Annotated in this window: 16 protein-coding genes; 4 read left to right on the top strand and 12 right to left on the bottom strand. The window is 51.0% G+C overall.

Annotated features, from left to right (window positions below; translation table 11 throughout):
- Positions 1-33 precede the first annotated feature (33 nt).
- Positions 34-369, top strand: a complete 336-nt coding sequence (gene metJ / locus QWF21_RS03975; RefSeq protein WP_330086743.1) for a met regulon transcriptional regulator MetJ — start codon at positions 34-36, stop codon at positions 367-369.
- A 74-nt stretch (positions 370-443) separates the two neighbouring features.
- Here the strand turns inward: metJ and QWF21_RS03970 are convergent, their stop codons facing one another.
- From QWF21_RS03970 to QWF21_RS03950, 5 genes are all read right to left on the bottom strand, one after another.
- The gene (locus tag QWF21_RS03970) at positions 444-1,667 is read right to left on the bottom strand and encodes a malic enzyme-like NAD(P)-binding protein (protein ID WP_330086742.1); all 1,224 of its coding nucleotides are present in this window, start codon (positions 1,665-1,667) and stop codon (positions 444-446) included.
- Positions 1,668-2,031: 364 nt separating this feature from the next.
- The gene (locus tag QWF21_RS03965) at positions 2,032-2,511 is read right to left on the bottom strand and encodes a DUF4870 domain-containing protein (protein ID WP_330086741.1); all 480 of its coding nucleotides are present in this window, start codon (positions 2,509-2,511) and stop codon (positions 2,032-2,034) included.
- Positions 2,512-2,584: 73 nt separating this feature from the next.
- Complete coding sequence (locus tag QWF21_RS03960; protein WP_330086740.1) at positions 2,585-3,883, bottom strand: inosine/guanosine kinase; 1,299 nt, start codon at positions 3,881-3,883, stop codon at positions 2,585-2,587.
- 57 nt (positions 3,884-3,940) lie between these two features.
- On the bottom strand, positions 3,941-4,717 hold the full coding sequence (gene yaaA, locus QWF21_RS03955) for a peroxide stress protein YaaA (protein WP_330086835.1): 777 nt from the start codon (positions 4,715-4,717) through the stop codon (positions 3,941-3,943).
- Between the two features lie 34 nt (positions 4,718-4,751).
- Positions 4,752-6,401, bottom strand: a complete 1,650-nt coding sequence (locus QWF21_RS03950) for a response regulator (RefSeq protein ID WP_330086739.1) — start codon at positions 6,399-6,401, stop codon at positions 4,752-4,754.
- Between the two features lie 206 nt (positions 6,402-6,607).
- Between QWF21_RS03950 and tal the strand changes: the two genes are divergently transcribed.
- The 3 genes from tal to QWF21_RS03935 all read left to right on the top strand — a co-directional run bounded on the left by tal (position 6,608) and on the right by QWF21_RS03935 (position 9,491).
- Positions 6,608-7,564, top strand: a complete 957-nt coding sequence (gene tal, locus QWF21_RS03945) for a transaldolase (protein WP_330086738.1) — start codon at positions 6,608-6,610, stop codon at positions 7,562-7,564.
- 21 nt (positions 7,565-7,585) lie between these two features.
- Entirely contained in the window at positions 7,586-9,205 is a 1,620-nt protein-coding gene (gene pgi / locus QWF21_RS03940) for a glucose-6-phosphate isomerase (RefSeq protein WP_330086737.1), read from the top strand.
- 106 nt (positions 9,206-9,311) lie between these two features.
- Positions 9,312-9,491 carry a DUF3545 family protein gene (locus QWF21_RS03935; RefSeq protein WP_330086736.1) on the top strand — a complete coding sequence of 60 codons (180 nt, stop codon included), beginning with the start codon at positions 9,312-9,314 and terminating at the stop codon, positions 9,489-9,491.
- A gap of 50 nt (positions 9,492-9,541) precedes the next feature.
- Here the strand turns inward: QWF21_RS03935 and ung are convergent, their stop codons facing one another.
- The 7 genes from ung to QWF21_RS03900 all read right to left on the bottom strand — a co-directional run bounded on the left by ung (position 9,542) and on the right by QWF21_RS03900 (position 17,134).
- Entirely contained in the window at positions 9,542-10,219 is a 678-nt protein-coding gene (gene ung / locus QWF21_RS03930; RefSeq protein ID WP_330086735.1) for a uracil-DNA glycosylase, read from the bottom strand.
- On the bottom strand, positions 10,212-11,498 hold the full coding sequence (gene thrC, locus QWF21_RS03925; RefSeq protein WP_330086734.1) for a threonine synthase: 1,287 nt from the start codon (positions 11,496-11,498) through the stop codon (positions 10,212-10,214). The genes ung and thrC overlap by 8 nt, the downstream gene beginning before the upstream one ends.
- Positions 11,489-12,445 (bottom strand): homoserine kinase, encoded by a 957-nt coding sequence (gene thrB, locus QWF21_RS03920; protein WP_330086733.1) that lies wholly within the window; start codon positions 12,443-12,445, stop codon positions 11,489-11,491. Before thrB ends, thrC begins: the two co-directional genes overlap by 10 nt.
- A 16-nt stretch (positions 12,446-12,461) precedes the next feature.
- Entirely contained in the window at positions 12,462-14,921 is a 2,460-nt protein-coding gene (gene thrA, locus QWF21_RS03915) for a bifunctional aspartate kinase/homoserine dehydrogenase I (RefSeq protein ID WP_330086732.1), read from the bottom strand.
- Between the two features lie 257 nt (positions 14,922-15,178).
- Positions 15,179-16,144 carry a sensor domain-containing diguanylate cyclase gene (locus tag QWF21_RS03910; RefSeq protein WP_330086731.1) on the bottom strand — a complete coding sequence of 322 codons (966 nt, stop codon included), beginning with the start codon at positions 16,142-16,144 and terminating at the stop codon, positions 15,179-15,181.
- 13 nt (positions 16,145-16,157) lie between these two features.
- A complete protein-coding gene (locus QWF21_RS03905; protein WP_330086730.1) occupies positions 16,158-16,769 on the bottom strand; it encodes a chemotaxis protein CheC in 612 nt (203 codons plus the stop codon).
- Complete coding sequence (locus QWF21_RS03900; RefSeq protein ID WP_330086729.1) at positions 16,769-17,134, bottom strand: response regulator; 366 nt, start codon at positions 17,132-17,134, stop codon at positions 16,769-16,771. Before QWF21_RS03900 ends, QWF21_RS03905 begins: the two co-directional genes overlap by 1 nt.
- Positions 17,135-17,387: the final 253 nt, after the last annotated feature.

Here is a 17,387-nt window from a genome sequence, read left to right as displayed (position 1 = left end):
AGCCCCCGATTACGACAACTACAAGGTATTGTTATGGCTAAATGGAATGGTGAATACATTCACCCCTATGCGGAACACGGTAAAAAATCCGAACAAGTCAAAAAGATTACGGTGTCCATTCCGCTGAATGTATTAAAAGTTTTAACCGATGAGCGCACCCGCCGCCAGGTCAATAACCTGCGCCATGCCACCAATAGCGAATTGCTGTGCGAAGCTTTTTTACATGCCTTCACTGGCCAGCCACTGCCAGGCGATGACGACCTGCGTAAAGACAGCCCGCATCAGATCCCACAAGAAGTGCGTGATATTCTAACCAGCATGGGCAAGCCAATCCCGGAAATCATCGAAGCTGAAGACGCTGAAGATTAATGCCGCTTACCAGCCATAAAAAACCGCAGCCCAAGCTGCGGTTTTTTTATGAAAATCTACCTACAATAAAACAGTTAAGGCACCAGTCTTGCGACACCGGAGGCGACAGCTGCCTCGGATACGGCTTTGGAAACCCGATCCAGCAGGCGTGGGTCCATCGGTTTTGGGATGATGTACTCAGGGCCAAACTCCAGGGCTGTAACCTCGGCAGCTTTTAGTACCGCCTCTGGTACGGGCTCTTTTGCTATGTTGCGAATAGCATGCACCGCTGCAATCTTCATCTCATCATTGATGACACTGGCCCGGACATCCAAAGCGCCACGGAAAATAAACGGAAAGCAAAGTACATTGTTCACCTGGTTCGGGTAATCTGAGCGCCCTGTCGCCATGATGATATCGCTGCGGCTGGCATGAGCCAGTTCAGGCTTAATCTCCGGATCCGGGTTAGAGCAGGCAAAAATCACCGGCTTATCTGCCATCAGTTTCAAGGCTTCAGCTGGCAGTACATCCGGGCCGGATACCCCGACAAACACATCGGCGCCTTCGAGTGCATCTTCCAGTGTGCGCTTGTCGGTATTATTGGCAAACAGCTTTTTGTACTCGTTCAGATCATCCCGGCGGGTATGGATCACCCCTTTGGTATCCAGCATGTAGATGTATTCACGCTTTGCCCCACATTTGATCAGCAGCTCCATGCAGGCAATGGCGGCAGCACCAGCGCCCATGCAAACGATGGTAGCATCACCGATATCTTTCCCCTGAATTTCCAACGCATTCAGCATGCCAGCAGCGGTGACAATGGCGGTACCGTGTTGATCGTCGTGAAACACCGGAATATTGCAGCGCTTAATCAGCTCTTTTTCAATTTCAAAGCACTCCGGAGCCTTGATATCTTCCAGGTTGATGCCACCAAAGGTGTCAGCTATGTTGGCCACGGTATTGATAAACTCTTCGGTGGTGCGGTGGCTCACTTCAATATCAATGGAATCAAGGTTAGCAAAACGTTTGAATAACAGGGCCTTCCCTTCCATCACTGGCTTGGATGCCATCGGGCCAAGATTACCCAGCCCCAGGATGGCCGAGCCATTGGAAATTACCGCAACCAGATTACCCTTGGCGGTGTACTTGTAAACATCGTCCGGGGTCTCGGCAATGCAGCGCACTGGTTCAGCTACTCCCGGACTGTAAGCGAGCGCCAGGTCGCGCACGGTTTCGGCCGGTTTGCTGATTTCGATACTGATTTTGCCAGGTGTCGGCTCGGCGTGATACTTCAGTGCTTGTGCTTTAAAATCGGACATGATGTTTTCCTGAATAGATTTGTAGGGTGCAGTTTGGTCACGGAGCATGACCATTCGTGACGGGCTTCTTGCTTGACACTGCATTGTTATTTTATCTGTTGAGCGCTTGGAAAAGAATCCTTGTTCCGCACCTCGTACCAGTTGCCATGCCTACCAAAGATTAGTGCATTTACTCTGGAAGTAAAGCCGTCTGGAATGATTTATAGCAAGTTTTTTTAGTCACGCCAAGCAGCAACGTAAAAGTGCCAGTCAAGCTATAACGATGGATGCAACAGAGGTGAATGATGATGCAGCAGCTAAAGGAGAAAGCCAGAATCAAGCAGCTTTGGATTCTGGCTGTATTGCATAAAATTTTTTCTGCGGCTTACGACTGACCTTCTTCTACCCGGAAAAAGCGAATCGCTAAAGGGTAATTTTTGACAATGCCGTCCTTTGCCCGCAGTGCCCCCATAATCGCAAAGACGATATTGCACACCACCAAAGCAATCATCAATGGAATACCTATTAATACCACCATCAACAACAAGGAAACAAAACCATATATGACCGCGCTGATGATCCAGTTAAATACCACCTTGCCCTGCTGGTCAATGTACTGATCTTCCTTGCGCGTTAACCACATCACCAAAGGCACAACCCAGCCCAGCAATGGCAGAATAAAAGCACAAAGCTGAGCCAGGTGCATCAACATGCTGTAACTGCGAACATCATTGAAATCCAGGCCAGCCGAGGCGGCAGCAGCTGGCTGGTTCAGTATTTTTTCTTTTTGCTGTTGGAACTCTTCTTCAGTAATCACTCCCTGAGCTTTTAGCTCATTGAGTTTTTCCAGTTTGTCCAAATCCATGTTGCTTCCCCCATTAAGATTCGCAACTTACTATAAACGAATGAAAATCCAAAAGTACAGCACTAAAAAAAAGTTAACGCTCCCAGTAAGCTTCTTCCAGGCTATCTTCCCGCTCCGGTAAACCTTTACTTAGCCTGGAGGCATACTGCACCAGAATTTCATAACTAACGCGGTTGGCGTACTTGCAGATTTGCGCAAAGGACGAATAGGCCAGATAAGGTTGCTCATGTTTGCTCGACATTGGCTGCAGCTGACGGTGATGATGATTGGCCGCCATATCATGCAATACCGCCGCTAAAGCACCATCACCGGCGCCATTGGTGTTGGCGATGCGCTCCGGTCCGCCAAGGTAAGGATCGATATGCGAATACACTTTCAGGGGTTGGCGGCAGTCCCGCCGTAACATCGGCCGGCTGAATTCGTAACGGTTAAAATCGGCCAGGCTGCCTGATTTAATCGGATGGCTGGTTTCCCGCTTGAACGTCTCATCGGTATAGCCACAGAGATACAGGCCATCTGCTCCTGCCGTAATCAGCACCATATCGACCCACTCCAGTATGGCCTCTGCCGCCAATAACGGATCCGCCAGGCCAGTCAGCGCTTCAGCCTCCTGCTCATTCATGGCCAGGATCTGTACATGCTGCTCTGCAGTATGCTGAATCGTTGTCCGCAGCTCTTCAACCAGATGCCGCGTTCCCAGGCTCATTACCACAGGAACCTGCTTGTCATTCGCCAGTTGCAGGGTATGCTGCATTGCATCAATAATCGGCTGGCCGCTAGCGCGCAGAGGGTATGCACTGAGCACCAGCGCAGAGGCATTGCTTACCAGTTGGGCTGGTATGCCTGCCGCCGTAAGCTGATCCATATCCCCCGGATCAATCACAAAGGTGCGCTCACCATCCGGCGTGATCAAAGTAATGCCCCGGCCAATGTCGCCCTGCACCCCCTGCAAATGATTTAAATCCACCTTACTGCTGGTATGACACAGATAATGGTAGGCGGGTGACCCCAGAGTAATATTGGCAGACATCACACCAAGCAACACGGATTTATCATCCGCCAGTACCGAGTAGTTGTGCACGGTATTGCCAATGGTGCCGCCGGCAAAATGATCGGATATTGCGCCAGAGCTAAGTAATTGCTGGTAGATCGTATTGGCTTTGGCATGCTCTACCAGATTGGACAATCCTTTGCCAATACCATGCTGCTGCAGGAAAGCATCTTCCACTTTGGCGACGACATCGACAATGACCTGATCCAGACCAATCACATAGGTATCCCGCCCCGGCACAACCTCGAAACGAGGTAACTCTGGTTTAGGTGCCGACACCGGAAAATAGTGTTTTATCTTACGATGACCAGGGAACTTCATATGTGTACCAGCCTTTGCCGCGAAAAAAGGGGCGACAGTGTACTTGATTGTTCAGCTTCAGGCTACTTCGTCGCGCAGGAAAACCAGCTCATTGTTGCTGGATCCTTCAGCACTGTAGTAATAACCAGCACTGTTAAAGGCTTTTAATTGCTCAGCCGAGCGAATACGCTGCTCAATAACATAACGCGCCATCAAACCTCTGGCTTTTTTGGCATAAAAACTGATTACTTTATACTGGCCATTTTTCCAATCTTTAAATTGCACATTCAGCACCCTGGCCTGCAAGGCTTTTGGCCGCACTGCCTTAAAGTACTCCTGTGAAGCCAGATTCAGCAGCAGATCCGAGCCTAACTCAGCCAACTGCTGGTTCAACTGTGCGGTAATTCGCTCTTGCCAGAAGGCATAGAGTGTTTCTCCAGCAGCTGTTTTTAATCGGGTGCCCATCTCCAGCCGGTAGGCCTGCATCAGATCAAGGGGGCGTAATACCCCATAAAGGCCACTTAAGATACGTAAATGCTGCTGAGCATAGCGTAAATCATCAGGCGACAAGCTGCTGGCATCCAGCCCCTGGTAAACATCGCCATTAAAAGCAAACACAGCCGGGCTGGCATTGTCTGCGGTAAATGGCAACTGCCAATCAGCAAAACGGGCGGCGTTGAGCCCGGCCAGCTTATCGCTCAATTTCATCAGCCTGGCAATATCTACCGGCGTTAATTGCCGGCATACATCAATCAATTGCTCAGCATCGGCTAACATCGCAGGTTGTGTTAGCGTATCTACAGGCGCTTTGCGCTGCATGGCCAGGTCTTTGGCTGGAGAAATTACCATTAACATCATTTAAGCTTCCACTAGTGATTCAGTGCCAGTTTCAGGCTGATCGTTCTGACGAATCGTCCTGAACCGGCAGGGTATAATGAACGGAGAGTTTCTGGTACAACGCATCGAATCGGCGTTGACCGGCAGCCTCCAGCTCACTTTGTTGTAAAGTCCGGCACACCAACTGCAGCATAGGCTGTACTTTGGCCGCCGGCGGCAAGCTGGCCAGACTTTGCCATAAACTCAAGGCCAGATTGCTGTTGCCTGGCATAAACAAAAAAGCTTGCCACAGCCGGCTTACTGCATGCTGAAATGATTGCTGGCGGTAGTATTGCTGGCCTTGCTGCATCCAGCCACGTACGTCCTGGCACAACTGTGCAAGTTGCTGCTGCCAGAACTCGCTGCTGGCCGCCTCAACAGCAGCCACCAGATCTGAGCCATAACGGCGCTGCGGTAGTTGCGCAGCCAGAATATCGGCAGCTTTGCTATCTCCCAGCGCCAGGGCCAGTAAAGCAAAGTCAACCACTGCTGCCACCGGCAACTGTTGCCAGTTCAATGACGCCAGCTCAGTATACAATGCTCTTGCTATGAGCACATCACCCTGCAGTATCGCTATACGGGCTTGCAACAGCTGCAGTTCAGGCTGTAAATTGTCGCTCTGAAAACGTTTTGGAATAGCTTGCAGGCACTCTTCTGCCTTACTGAGTAATAAAGCTGGTTGCGCGGGTTTGCTGTGCTGCAGCTTCCACAACAACAACCGGGCTGGATTCAGGTAATGCTGTGGTGAGTCCAGCGCACTGTAGCGAAACTGCTGAGCAACTTTTTGCCACAACCGAATAGCGTCATCCCACTGCAACGAGATAGCCGTAATCGTTGCGAACACCCTTGCCGCATCAACGCTTTGTGGCAATACCCGTGTCAACTCTTGACTCAGGCTCAATGCCTGCTCTGGCTGTTGTTTCAGAGTCAGCCGGATCAGCCAGTCCAATGCTTCAGGCCTGGTTTCTTCTGTTTTGCTTAACTCTAACAGTTGCGCCTGTGCTGCAGCGATTTGTCCATGTTGCAACCAGGCGATCGCCTGCCCTAAGGCAGCCCAACTAAATGCCCGGGTTTGCAACAACTGCTGATACAAGGTGGCAGCCAATTCTGCCTGCCCGTTGAGCAACAACAGTTCCGCTTTTAATCGCAGCGCATAGAGGGCATGCTGTGGAGCATCCTTCACCACCCGATCGCACTCTAACAGTGCTTGCGGGACCGATGCATTGAGTGCCTGAAACACCTTACGCACAGCCATGCGCTGTTGAATGGCCCGCGCCAGTCGTTTTTCCAGCGTCAGGTAGGTAAAAGGCTTCTGAATGTAACAATCGGGTTGCCGCTCAATAAGACCAAACAATGGTTGTCGCATTGACTCGGCACTGGTCAGCACCACGCAACATCCTGGTTTGAGTTGCTCCCGCTTTTTTAACGCTTCAAACAATTGATACCCATTCAAGCCATCTCCTAACTGAAAGTCGGCTAGAATAAAGTCAAAGCTGTATAGCTCCGCTTTTTCCAGCGCTGCCTGAGCATCCGGAACGGCGGTAATGTGTTCGAAACCAATCTGCTGTAGCATACCCCGAATGGATGCGCGGATTGGCTCGCAATCATCGACCAGCAAAATACGCTTTGTTTGATAAAAACTGCTTTGGAAAATCATGGACATCCTGTGGTAAGTTTCCAGGCACGGGTAAGGATTGTTACCCTGTCACGGCACTATAGTAATAACAGCTGGTCTGCGCAATCGCTTTTGCCGCTGAAGTACGGCTAACAACGCAGGGAACGCAACAGCGTGTTGTAATTTTCCTACATTAATTTATGATAAACGCTGAAAAAAGAATTTTTCGGCCAAAATGATGGTAATAAAACAATATGAGTACGCTACTTGAACAGCTAAAAGCCGTAACCACCGTTGTGGCAGACACTGGCGATTTAGAGTCCATCGCGCAGTTTACACCGGTCGATGCCACCACCAACCCATCCTTATTGCTCAATGCCAGCCAGCAAGCTGCCAGCCAGGAGCTACTTGCCAGCGCCATCCGCTATGCCAAAGCCAAGTGTACGGATACAGCGGGTCAGGTGCAACTGGCCTGCGACAAGTTTGCCGTTGAGGTCGGCACAGCAATCAGTAAACTGGTCCCTGGCCGGGTCTCCACCGAAGTAGACGCCCGGCTGTCGTTTGACAGCCAAGCCACCATAGATAAAGCCAGGCAATGCTTAGCGCTTTACCGTGAAAATGGCATCGGGCCTGAGCGGGTGCTCATTAAAATAGCATCAACCTGGGAAGGTATTCAGGCCGCACGGGTACTGGAGCAAGAAGGTATCCAATGCAACCTGACCCTGTTATTTCATCAAGCCCAGGCCATCGCTTGCGCTGAAGCAGGTGTGTTTCTGATCTCACCTTTTGTTGGCCGTATTCTGGACTGGTACAAAGCAGCAACCGGCATGGATTACACCGCAGAAACAGATCCTGGCGTGCTATCGGTTCGCGACATTTACCACTATTACAAGTTGCATGGCTATAACACCATCGTCATGGGCGCGAGCTTCCGCAACACTGGGGAAGTACTGGCTTTGGCAGGCTGCGATCGTTTGACCATCAGCCCGGCACTATTAAAAGAGCTGGAGCAACAACAAGGCGAGCTTAAGATTCACTTAAAAGATGATGGTAAGCGTCAACAACCACCGACGCCTTTGTCTGAAGCAGCCTTCCGCTGGGCCTTGAATGAAGATGCCATGGCTACTGAAAAATTAGCCGAAGGGATCCGGAAGTTTGCTGCCGACCAGCGTAAACTGGAACAACTGGTGCAGCACCAATTAACTCAGTAACTATATCAGAAGGATTGAATTATGAGCGCCCCCTGGTCTGCCCTGCAGCAATTAGCATCCGAGCCTTTTTCTTTGCGGCAGGCATTTCAGCACGATCCTGAACGAGCCAGCCGTTATCGCTTATCTGCCTGTGGTATTGAGCTGGATTATTCAAAAAACCTGATCGATGCCAAGCGCTGGCAAAGCCTGCTGGCTTTAGCGCAGACAAGTGATATTGCTGCCTTGCGCGATCGCATGGTTTCCGGCGAGTCCATCAATCATACCGAGCAGCGTAGCGTTGGCCATATGCGCTTACGCTTGCCTGATGCAGCCTTATCGGAGCTAAAAGACCCGACACTGGCAGCTGAGATCCGCCAGTGCCGTCAGCAGATGACAGCGCTGGTCAGTCAATTGCACCAACAACGGTACCTGGGCTATACCGGCAAACCCATCCGTGATGTGATCTGGGTTGGTATTGGTGGCTCATTATTAGGCCCGCAAATGGCTTGTGAAGCCCTTAGCCCCTATCATCAAAGCCCGGTAAAACTACACTTTGCCGGTAACATTGATGGCGCTGTCGTCCATGATATTTGCCGTCAGCTAGAGCCGGACACTTGCCTGGTGGTGGTCGCCTCCAAGTCGTTTGGTACCGAGGAGACCCGTGAGAATGCGTTGAGCTTGCGGCAATGGTTCCTCGACAAGGGCGCCGATCAGGCAGCCATTGCCCGCCACTTTTGGGCAACCAGCTCCAATATCCAGGCTGCCGCTGATTTTGGCATAGTGCCTGAACACATTCTTCCGATGTGGGACTGGGTGGGTGGCCGTTACTCCATTTGGTCGGCCATTGGCCTGCCTTTAGCACTGTTGCTCGGTAATGAGCAATTTGAAGACTTCCTGGCCGGTGCTCATGCCATGGACCAGCACTTTTTGCAGGCCGATTTTGCCAGCAATATGCCCGTAACCCTGGCGTTGCTCGGGATCTGGTACATCAATGGCATGGGCTGCCAAAGCCAGGCGTTGCTACCGTACAACCATTACCTGCGCCTGCTGCCTTCCTATGTGCAACAATTGGATATGGAGAGCAATGGCAAGCAGGTGGATCATCAGGGGCATACTCTGCCATATGCCACAGCACCTGTCATTTGGGGGGATGCCGGAACCAACGGTCAACATGCTTACCACCAATTGCTGCATCAAAGCCAGTTAACCATACCTGCCGATTTTATTCTTGCTGCCAAACCGAAGCATGCGCTGGCTGATCACCATCTGCGCCTGGCTGCCCACTGTTTTGCGCAAACTCAGGCCTTAATGCAAGGGAAAACCATTGAAGAAGCCAAGGATGAGTGCCTGGCCCAAGGCATGACAGAACAGCAGGCCAGCAAGCTGGCACCACACAAGGCTTCACCGGGCAACAAACCGAGTAATACCTTACTGTTACCTGAACTTTCGCCATATTACCTGGGCGCTTTGCTGGCCTTGTATGAGCATAAAGTGTTTTGTCAGGGCGCCATCTGGCAACTGAACTCCTTTGATCAGTGGGGGGTAGAGTTAGGTAAACAGCTCTCAGGCCCGATTTATCAGGCGCTCAATGGCAAAGCAGCCCAGTTCGATAGCTCGACCGCTGGCTTACTCGCCAGCCTGCAGAGACATCTGACCAGCTAATAAAATGCAGAAAATGTCATCATACTGTCACTCTGGTGCTTTATTTTTAACGCTGTCTATGGTACACCTTTGTTGAAAATAACAACAACATCAGAGAGGCAGCTGAATGGAAAGCTTCGAAGACTTACTGAATATGTTGGAACGACCCGCGCAAAAAGCGCGCGGTGCCGGGAAGCGCAAATGGCGGGAAATTGAAGCCATGAAAGAGCGGCAGCGATTGAAGCGCGAACTAGCCGACATGGACTGGACCATTGAACCTGAGCTGGATGACATCGAGTTATTTTAATAAAAACGCCCACATCGCACGATGTGGGCGTTTTTATTTATAGCCTGCTGTTACCACTCTACCTGCATGGGCAACTGCCAATCTATTGGCTGCTGTCCATGTGCCTGCAACGCTTGGTTGGTTTGTACAAAGTGATTGCAGCCAAAAAAGCCACGGTAAGCCGATAACGGTGACGGATGCGGTGCCGTTAACACGGTATGCTGCTGACGCTGTATCAATGCCGATTTGCGAATAGCATGAGATCCCCACAGCAAAAACACCACATGCCGGGCCCGAGCACTGATGGTTGCAATCACCTGATCAGTAAACTGCTCCCAGCCCAGGTCCCGATGTGAATTGGCCTGATTCGCCACCACAGTCAGCGCCGTGTTCAGCAACAAAACGCCTTGCTCTGCCCATGCTTTCAGGTAGCCATGTGTTGGGATTTGATAGTCCGGATACTCCAGCGCCAGCTCTTTGTACATATTCCGTAACGATGGCGGCACGGCCACCCCGGGACGAACTGAAAATGCCAACCCATGCGCCTGATTCGGACCATGGTAAGGATCTTGCCCCAGGATCACAACTTTCAAATCACGAAAGGGCGTCAGCTTAAAAGCACTGAATACGTCTTTTTCCGGTGGATAAATCACCTGACCGGCAGCACGTGCCTGCTGCACTTGCTGTATGATCTGTTGAAAATAGGGCTGATTTTTCTCAGCCCCTATCACATCAGCCCACTCAGGCATTGGCTGTCACCTCGTTTAGTAATCGCTCCAAAGCTGCAAAATCTGCCGACAGCTCCAGGCTCAGACTTGGCTCCGCCTGACACTTTGCCAGCACAGGCGGTAAGGCTATGGGGCAGCCCAGAATATTTTCCACCTGCTCTTTAAACTTGGCCGGATGCGCTGTTCCCAGAAAAATACCGATTTCACCAGGCTGCAACGAACGCTTCAGTGCTTTGTAAGCCACCGCAGCATGCGGCTCACTGATGTAACCATCAGCAGCCAGCTGGCGCATTCCTAATTGAGTATCGTCTTCATCCACGGCTACGGCTTCGAGCTCCTCACGCCGGATCATACCTTGCTCCAGCAAGGCTTCAACCCGGGGCCAATTGTTTGGCGCGCTGATATCCATGGCATTAGACAAGGTTGCCTGAGTGGTTTTTGGCAACCACTGACCGTCCCGCCAGTACCGGGGGACCGTATCGTTGATGTTGGTAGCAGCCACCATACGCTTAAATGGCAGCCCCATGGCTTTCGCAATCAGGCCTGCCGTCACATTGCCAAAATTACCACTGGGGACCGCGAAGACCACATCCTGACGCCGCTCTGCCGGCACCTGTGCCAGGGCTTCGAAGTAGTAACAGACCTGCGCTAACAAGCGACTGATGTTGATCGAGTTGGCAGAGTTGATATTCAGCCGCTGTACCAGTTCCTTGTGATCGAATACCTGTTTTACCAGCGCCTGACACTGATCAAAGTCCCCTTCAATCGCAACACTGGTGATATTCTCCCCCAGAGTAGAGAACAGCTTTTCCTGCAAACTGCTGATTTTTCCCTTCGGGTACAAAATCACCACCTGCACACCTGGCTGACGATAAAAAGCCTGCGCTACCGCAGCACCGGTATCACCGGATGTTGCCGTCACTATGGTTACTTTTTGCTGTTGCTGCGCTTTTGCCAATGCCTGCGCCATAAAACGGCCACCAAAGTCTTTAAATGCCAGGGTCGGACCATGAAACAGCTCGAGACAATAGAGTTCCTCTTTCACCAACTGCAAAGGCGCCGGGAAAGTGAATGCCTGTTGCACCATGTGCTGGATTTCGTCCGGTGAAAGCTCATCACCGAACAAAGCTTGCATGATGTGACTGCTGCGCTCGACCAGAGGGAGCTCCAACAAAGCCTCACAATCCAGTGTTGGCCACTCGGTTGGGAAAAACAGTCCTTGTTGCTGACCAAGGCCAGTTCGCACGGCCTGTAAAAAGCTCACTTGCTCGCTGGCAACTTTCAAATTAACTAACTGCATTGCGTTGGATCCTTCAGTGTGCGGGCGCCTTGCGGCGCAAGTCGACAAATATGCGTCATTGCATCCTGATTCTTTTCATAATGAGCCGCCAGATAAGCGGCAGCCTGCTCTGCTATCTGCTCTGACGAACAAAGGGCAAATACCGTTGGACCAGCGCCGGATATCCCCAGATGTGCTACACCAAGCCCGGTTAATGCCTGTCGTAATGCTGGCAACTCCGGCATCAATAAAGCGCGGGCAGGCTCGGCCACCACATCCTGCAAGGCTGCCAGTGCCTCGGCTTCATCCTGAACGTACATTGCCGAAATAAAACGGCTGAGCCCAGCTGCAAAGTCGATGCAGGTGGCAAGTGGCAACTGCGGTGGAATGGCCTCTCTCGCTGCTTTGGTCGACAAGGTGGTACCAGGATAACAAAGCACTACCCGCCAATGGTCAAACCAGGGTAAAGCTCGACTCAGGCGGCTACTGCCCGGTAGCATCAGTTGCAGCCCGCCAAGGTATGATGGCGCTACATTGTCATAATGCACCGAACCACTGACACCACCTTCGGCCTCGGCCATGAGCTGTAATAAATCAGGCTTAGACAATGGTTCGCCAAAATAATGATTAAAAGCGTAGCAGGCCACTACTATAGAGCAGGCACTGGAACCAAGTCCACTGCCAACCGGCAACTCTTTATGTAAGTGCAGCTCCAGCCCCGGCAGCTCTTTACCTAATCGCTGTTGAAACAACTGATAACAACGCAAAATAAGGTTGTGGTCGGTATCTGTTGGCAGTTGATGGTGATAACGGCCACTGAGGCTAAGGTGGCTCTGAGCACACTCGGCACGAATTTCCAGCACATCCCCCAGCAATTGCCCATTGACAGGCTCAAAAGCAGCCCCTAATAAATCAAAGCCCACGCTGAAATTGCCGGTCGAAGCCGGTGCATAATAATACTGTGTCATGCGATGTAGCTCCGTCTTAAACTTCTTGCTGCCAGGACAACGTACGTAAAATGTCGCTGAACACCCCAGCCGAAGTCACCGCTGCACCAGCCCCATAACCACGCAGCACAAAGGGGATCGGTTGGTAGTAGCGGCTATGAATTGCCAGGGCATTCTCGCCATCTTTCACTTTAGCCAGAGGATGATCATCAGTCAGGGCTTTGATAGCGACCTGGCACTTGCCATCCCGGATTTCACCGACATAACGCAGTACCTTGCCTTCAGCCTGAGCCACCGCAACCCGTTTGGCAAAGCTGGCATCCGCCTGCGGCAGCCGGGCCAGAAAGTCATCAATGGAACCAGAGGCATCAAAATCAGCCGGCAACACGGACTCCACCGCTACCTGATCCAATTCCAGCTCTAGCCCCGATTCACGCGCCATGATCAGTAACTTACGCGCTACATCCATGCCGGATAAGTCATCACGCGGATCAGGCTCCGTAAAGCCCATCGCCTTCGCTTTCATGGTCACTTCTGACAAGCTCAGTCCCTGCTCCAGCATGCCAAAAATATACGACAAAGAGCCGGACAAAATACCTTCAAAGGCCAGTAACTCATCACCGGCATTCAGTAATCCCTGCAAGGTATCTATCACCGGCAGACCAGCTCCAACGGTGGTTTCATATAAAAAACGTCGCCGGTGTTGTTGTGCCGTCTGGCGTAACTGACGGTAGTAGCCCATGCTGGCAGTATTGGCTTTTTTATTGGGGGTAACCACATGAAAGCCGGCTGCCAGAAAATCTGCATATTGCCCGGAGATGGCTTCTGCACTGGTGCAATCTACCAATACAGGATTGATCAAGTGCTGCTCCTGCACAAACTGACAAAGTGCCTGCAATGAAAATTTCTGCTTGCTGCCAGCAAGCTGTGTTTGCCAGCCGCTTAAGTCGACCCCATCCGGCTGCAGCAACAACTGCTGGCTGTTGGCGATCCCATAGACTTTTAGCTTGACATGGCGTTGCTGAAGAAAAGCCTGTTGCCGCTTGATTTGTGCCAACAGTTCAGCGCCCACCACACCACAGCCAACAATAAACACGTCAATGCTGGGAATATGACTGAAAAAGTTTTCATGACACACTTTCACCGCATCCTGACAGGATGATTGCGCCACTACCGCCGAAATAGAACGCTCACTGCTGTCCTGCGCGATAGCGACCACGTTGACTCTGGCTTGTGCCAGCGAGGCAAAGAACTTGGCGGCAACCCCTTTATGCTGGCGCATACCGTCACCAACCAGACTGACAATGGCCATATCAGCGGCGATATCCAAAGGCCGCAACAGGCTGTTTTGCAGCTCCAGCTCAAATTCACTTTCCAGCGCTTTTTGCGCTGCCGTCAGATGCAGTTGCGGCACACAGAAGCTGATGCTGAATTCTGATGAGGACTGCGTGATTAGATTCACGGATATATTCGCTCTGGCCATGGTGGCAAAGACCCGACTGGCCATCCCCACCACCCCTTTCAACCCGGGGCCTGACACAGTGATCAGGGCTAAGTGTTGCAAGCTGGAAATGCCTTTTACCAGAGACTCGCCATCGCCCTGACTGGCGATGCAGGTACCCGCTGCTGTTGGATTCAGTGTGTTTTTGATGTAGCAAGGGATACCATAACGGGCCAATGGGCCAATGGTTTTGGGGTGCAGTACCTTGGCACCAAAATAAGACAACTCCATGGCTTCATCGTATGAGAGACGCTCAATCAGCTGCGTTTGTTTCACCTGACGGGGATCGGCACTGTACACCCCATCGACATCGGTCCAAATTTCACAGGCTTTGGCCTGAATACTGGCCGCAACAATTGCTGCCGAGTAGTCAGAGCCGTTGCGCCCAAGCAAACAGGTTTCCCCTTGTGCATTGCTGGATACGAAGCCAGCCAGCAGATATACCTGCGCCGGCTGAGCGGCCATGGCAGCTTTTAAAGCCAACTCAGAGCCTTTAATATCAGCCGTGGCATTCAGATAATCACCTTCACTGCGTACACAGTCAACGGCTGATAACAAAGCCACTTTAATGCCTTGTCCCTGCAATAAAGCCTGCATCAATACCACACTGAACTGCTCACCTAAACCCAGTAATTGTGCTTTGATGTGATCGGGGCAATGGCGCAGCAATTGGACTCCCTGCAGTCGCTGCGTGAGCATGCTTAATTGCTCTGCTATTACAGCATGCACCGGGCTGAGCACTGCATGTCCAACCACAGCTTCAGCTTCATTAAGTAATTGTTGATAGCGCTGTTGCAGACTAAGCAGCAAGTCCTGATAGTCTGCCCCCATGTACGCCAGATCGGTCAGCTCCACCAACAGATTGGTCACGCCCTGAGGTGCAGATAAGACCAGACACAGCTCAGTCTGCTGAGCAGTCTCCGCCACAATGGCTGCCACCCCCTGAAAGCGCGCTACTGAGGCCAGCGAAGACCCACCAAATTTAAGCACTCGCATGTTTTACTCCTGAATCATTCCACTTGTTGGTCTCTATTCATACTTGGTTGCAGCAACGGGTCTTAGCGCCCTTAAACAAAAAAACCCGTGACGGGTGAGGTCACGGGTTTTTTGGCGACAAAGCACCACCGACCTCCTACCCCGACAGGGTGGTGGTAATAATAATGGTGGTGGTGAGTGTCAGTAATTTTTTCATAGAGCCCATAATGCCCAGACTTTCAGACGTCTGTCAATAGTAAATCACCAGGGGTAACAGCTTACTTTTGCCGGTACTCTGGCATCGCTTGCTGATAACAAGTACTGCGATTACGTCCCTGACGCTTTGAGCTGTACAAAGCAACATCGGCACAACGTAGTAAATCCTGAGGCTCCTGCAGCTCTTGCTGCCCCAACTCGGCCACCCCCAGGCTGATGGTGGCACGAATGATATTCTGGTTAAACAACAACTGATGTTCTGCCACTCGCTGGCATATCCGTTCGGCTACCTCTGCCGCTCCTTGCAAAGCAGTATTTGGCAGGATGATACCAAACTCTTCGCCACCATAACGCCCCAAAAAATCCGACTCACGCAGCAAGCTTTGAATGTAGGCAGCCAACTCGATCAGCACAAAGTCTCCCCCGAGATGGCCATAGTGATCATTCAGTAACTTGAATTTATCCAGATCAAATAAAATAAGTGATAAAGGCTGATGGTAGCGTTTGGCACGCAGAAACTCAGACTGCAGCAACTGCTCCCAGTAGCTACGGTTGTAAACCTTGGTTAAACCGTCAAAGCGATTGGCTTGCTGCAAAATATGCATGTTCCGTTGCAACTCTTGCTGATAAATACTGACATCAGTCGCGTCCTCAATCAACAGACAGACATAGGTCTCGCCTGTTTTTGGGTGATTGAGTGGCAACATGGAACAGTTTTGTATCATGTAATCACTGCCACTACTCACTGGCCGCATGTGGGGTAATTTGAGCACATAGGGACGCTGCTCCCAGGAGCTAAAACTTGGCGCATTCAAAGCTACTACGCTATCCAGCTTCCGTTTCAACCAGGCTTCCGGCAGATCCGTGAACACATTGAACACAGACTGATTGCGCACTTCGGACAGGGGAACGCCAAGCCGTCGCTCAATAAACTGGTTGTAAAAGCTGATGCAATAATCCGTCGTTAATACCAGCACGCCACTGTTTAACTGGTTGAGAATTGGCATTGCCAGCCAATGGGTGTCCATCCGTTCTCCTCGCTCAGCCATAGTCTTGCAAAATAGCGTCCAGTTGCTGCTGCAAAGCCAGCAAGGCTGTTCCGGGGATCAGCAAAATCATATCGCACTGAAACGCATAGTCAGTGACCTGATAGTGAATATTGACTTGAAGTGCCACCTTCCAGCGTTTTGCCAGTTGATTTACCTGCTCAGATAAATCGCTGTTATGGCAGTGCAGTTGCAGGGGAGCGCTGTAAGACAAACTACTGCCAAGCTGACGGGCCAGGCCATTTAAAAACGTAGTCGTCAGAATAGCACTGATGTCACTGAGCATTTCGGCCTCATTTGCATCCTGATGCTGATAGCCCAAAATAGTCGCCAATTGCTGGGTACTGTCCAGATTATAGAGCAACATGGCCTCACCCTGGATACCTGCTCCCCCGATAAACCCTTGGCTGATCAGATGCATGGTTTTATCTGCATAGAGTTGACTAAGCTGAACAGGTGCCTCACTGGCACGAATCACCTGGATAGCAGGTACCTGCAAATGCACCAGCGTATTCAAGTGACGCGCCAGTTGGTTGCTGGCCTGGCCCATCGCAACATTCATCAACTCTTGCAACGCGTCTTGTTGCTCGGCCGACAGCATCGCCATCAAATTAACCCATAATTTTGCAAGATGGTTGCCAGCTTATCGCTACTTACCGGCTTGTGAATAAATGCCAAAGCCCCCAGCTCTAACACCCGCCTTTGCATTTCGGGCTGAATATCCGCTGAGATAACAATAACAAAACATTTCAGTTGTCGAGCCTTGATTTCCTCCAGCACACCAATGCCATCCAGCTCCGGCATGGTCAGATCCAGAAAAACCAGGCCAATCTCCTGGGAACTCAATACCTCCAGCGCTTCCCGGCCATTGGCTGCGGTTAAAATTTCAGCATCAAACTCTGCCGGTAAACTCTTTTTTACCTGTTTACGAGCCAGCACAGAATCATCACAAATCAACGCAGTTAAGCTCATGCAGTAAGATCTCTATTATTTTCTATACTTTGTAGTGTTAAATGGAGCGATTGACTATATCAGAAGCTAAATTCAATGCAAGCCAGTGGCGACTCTGCTAATTTATACCCAAACAACCGCAAACAGCGAGAAACCAATGTAGGTGTTCGCGGCAAATAATTTTGAAAAATAAGCTATATTCAAATGGCTAGCCACATGCATTGTCACCAGACACCGCTCTGGCAGCAAGCCTGCCACAATCGGCCAATGATCA

The organism is Alkalimonas mucilaginosa (assembly GCF_036327005.1).
In the GTDB taxonomy this organism is placed as follows: domain Bacteria; phylum Pseudomonadota; class Gammaproteobacteria; order Enterobacterales; family Alteromonadaceae; genus Alkalimonas; species Alkalimonas mucilaginosa.
The sequence above is the reverse complement of the archived record's forward strand: the minus strand, read 5'-3'. Positions and strand labels throughout refer to the sequence as shown.